Raw genomic sequence first — 3,265 nt, forward strand, 5'->3', positions numbered from 1 at the left:
GGATTTGTTTGATGGCGAAACAGGTGGGGAGAGGGGGAAAACGGGAAGAGAAGGAAGACGGGGGGGGAGGGATTCCGGTTGGGGGGGTGGTCCCACCCATGGGGGTGGCCCCGCGCTTGCTACCCGGCAGTCATGATGATCACTTGATGCTGAGCTGGGCGACACGCCGGCAGCAAACCGAATTCTCGTCAAGTGATCATGAGTGCGGCGGCAGCCGGGTGGGTCAGCGGCGGCAGCCGGGTGGGTCAGCGGCGGCAGCCGGGTGGGTCAGCGCAGCGGCTGGCCGACGGAGTGCAGGTGGCGCAGCGCCTCGGCGTACGAGTCGATCAGCCCGGCCTCGGTGTACGGCAGGTCGCGTTCCTGGCAGTAGCCGCGCACGATCGGTTGGGCGTACCGCAGATGCGGCCGCGGCATGCTGGGGAACAGGTGGTGCTCGATCTGGTAGTTGAGCCCACCGAGCAGTACATCGACGAACCAGCCGCCGCGCACGTTGCGGGAGGTCAGCACCTGCTTGCGCAGGAAGTCCAGGTCGTCGTCCGGGCCGAACATCGGCATCCCCTTGTGGTTCGGCGCGAACGCGCACCCCATGTAGAGACCCCATAGCGCCTGGTGCAGCACGATGAAGGCCACCGCCCGCACCGGCGACAACACCGCGAAGACGATCCCGAGGTACGCGGCGGTGTGCACCGCCAGCAGCAGCCCCTCCACGACGCGCCGCTTCACCGGGCCGTTGATAACCGCTTGGACGCTCGCCACCCGCAACGCCAGGCCTTCGAGCAGCAGCAGCGGGAAGAACAGGTACGCCTGCCGGCGGGCCAGCCAACGGCCGAAGCCCTGGGTCGCGACGGCCTGTTCCTCGGTCCAGACCAGCGCCCCGGCTCCGACGTCCGGGTCGTCGTCGACGTGGTTCGGGTTGGCGTGGTGCCGGGTGTGCTTGTCCATCCACCATCCGTAGCCGAGCCCGACCCCGAGATTGCCGAGCAGCAGGCCGGCGGTCTCACTGGCCCGCCGGGTACGGAACATCTGCCGGTGTCCGGCGTCGTGGCCGAGGAACGCGACCTGGGTGGCGGCGATCGCCAACCCGACGGCGGTCAGCAGCTGCCACCAGCTGTCCCCGCCGGCCAACAGCACCGCCCAGCCGGCCAGGTAGGCCCCGACGGTCAGCACGATCCGGGCGGCGTACCAGGCGGGTCGGCGGTCCAGCAGCCCGGCCTGACTCACCCGCCGCGACAGGTCGGCGTAGTCGCTGCCCCGCGGGCGAGGGCTGGTAAGGGTGGGTGCGGCAGCAGTCATCGAATGCCTTCCGTGGCTGTCCCGGCCTGTCGGGGCCGGCGATTCGGGGGTGGTGGTGCAGGGGTACTGGCGGTGCGAGGTGCTGGCGAGGACCGGCGACGTCTCCAGTCTGCGGGGATCCGCCGCGTGGGGTAATCCTGTCTCCCCCCGGAACCCGGGTGACGCTAGCCCCCTCCCGGTCAGGTCATCCGGCCGACAACAGTACGCAATCTGCGCAGATCCCGGCGACGGCGTTCGTAGGTGACCGCCAGAGTGATCAACGCCAGGCCGCCGACAGCCAGGAAGCTCCACCGGGGCAGCAGGTCCCAGACGGCGACGAGTTCCCGCACCGCGAGGACCGCCAGCACCGCACCGCCGATCATGACTGGGGCCTGCCGGCGGTACGCCGCACCGAGCAGCACCGCCGCCACCGCCCCGGCCCCGAGCAGCAGCCGGCGCACCGGCTGACCGTCGGCGACCAGCACCGAGCCGAGGCTGGGCAGCAGGGCGGCGGCCAGGCCGGGGGCGTACCCGAGCCAGCTTGACCGCTGCGGCTGGGCACGCAGGGTCAGCCAGCCGACGCCGAGCGCGGCCAGGGCCACCGGCAGCGTGTACGCCTCGGCCAGCGCCACCTGCTCGCTGGTCAGCAGCAGCCACCAGGCGACGATCTCGCTGGCCAGGGCCGTCATGACCAGCACCCACGGCCGGTGCGGCACCGCCTGCCGTTCGCCTGGCCGCAGCGGCACCGGGTGGACGGTTGCCAGCAGTGCCCGGGCACCCAGCACGACGCCCCACAGGGTGCATACCCCGGCGGCGTACCGGGCCGAGCCGACCGTCATCAGCACAGCCACGCCGGCGGCGGCGTGCCCGGCTACTTCGACGCCGATCGACTCGGCCCGCCCCCGTACGCCCCCGGCGGCCGACCGGAGGGTCAGCACCGCGCCGACCGCCATGGCCAGCGCGGCGACGGCGAGGACCGCGTACCCGCCGACCCGGACCGGCAGGTCGGCGGCGTGCACGGCGGTCGCGGCGAGAACATTGCCGGCGACCACAGCGACGACCCCGGCAGCAACCCGCACCGGGGTACGGCGACCCGCCGCGCCGATTCCGGCAGCGCACGCCACCACGGCGGCCAGCGCGGTCAGGGTGCTGACCCGGGTGGGCAGCAGTCCGGCCAACCCGGCCCCGGCCAGCGGGGCACCGACCAGCAGGGTGACCGCCACCTGCGGTGCGGCGGTGGACCGGGCGGCGACCACCAGCCCGGCGAGTCCGGCGGCGAGGCTGATTGCCGGCACCACCGGCCACGGCGTACCGGCGCTGGCCAGGGCGGCCAGCAGGGCGACCAGCGCGACCGGTCCGCCGGCCAGCACCGCGTACCGCGCCCGGTACCCCGCGACGGCTGCCACGGTGGTGGCGGCGAGCACGGCCAGGGTGACCGCCCCGGCGGCGGGGACCGGCACCGGCAGCGCCGGGCTGAGTCCGGTCCCGGCCGGTACGCCGGCCCAGCTGGCGTCCAGCCAGCGGTACGGGGTGAGCAGCAGCGACGCCAGTACCGGCAGGGTGCTGACCGCCGCCGGCAGCACCAGCCCGGCGGCGACGCCGGTCAGCAGCAGTCGCAGCACGCCACGGGGGACGAGGGCCGCGGCGGTAACCAGCAACAGCGCCGCCGCGGCGACGTACCCGCCGGTGGACTCCCCCGGCACGTACGGCACGGCGCCGACGGCCGGAGCGACGAGGGTGGCGACGACGGTGACCGGCAGCGCCGCCCCGGCGTACCAGAGGTATCCAGGCCACCAGCGGCGGACCGCGACCAGCGCGACCGGTAGCCCGATGGCGGCGGCTGCCCCGGCGCGGGCCGGCCAGCCCGCCGACGGGTCGAGGGTGTGCACGGCGAGCGCGACGAGCGCCGGCCAACCGGCGACCGCGACGGCGACGCCGAGGCCGCCGATCGGGGCCTGTCTCTTCTCCAAATTTCCTAACCCCCCCAACACGA

General features: G+C 73.8%; 2 protein-coding genes. Both read right to left on the bottom strand.

What is annotated here, in order from left to right; all coding sequences use genetic code 11:
- Positions 1-267 precede the first annotated feature (267 nt).
- A complete protein-coding gene (locus ACXAHD_RS31700) occupies positions 268-1,293 on the bottom strand; it encodes a fatty acid desaturase family protein (RefSeq protein WP_281553527.1) in 1,026 nt (341 codons plus the stop codon).
- Between the two features lie 179 nt (positions 1,294-1,472).
- Positions 1,473-3,265, bottom strand: a 1,793-nt coding sequence (locus tag ACXAHD_RS31705; RefSeq protein WP_475055093.1) for an SCO7613 C-terminal domain-containing membrane protein, incomplete at its 5' end; no start/stop codon positions are given.

The sequence above is a fragment of the Micromonospora sp. ABR4_055 genome, assembly GCF_056160425.1.

Excerpts from the sequence above, each read along its gene's own strand:
- ACXAHD_RS31700 (WP_281553527.1), bottom strand. The coding sequence starts at position 1,293 with ATGACTGCTGCCGCACCCACCCTTACCAGCCCTCGCCCGCGGGGCAGC.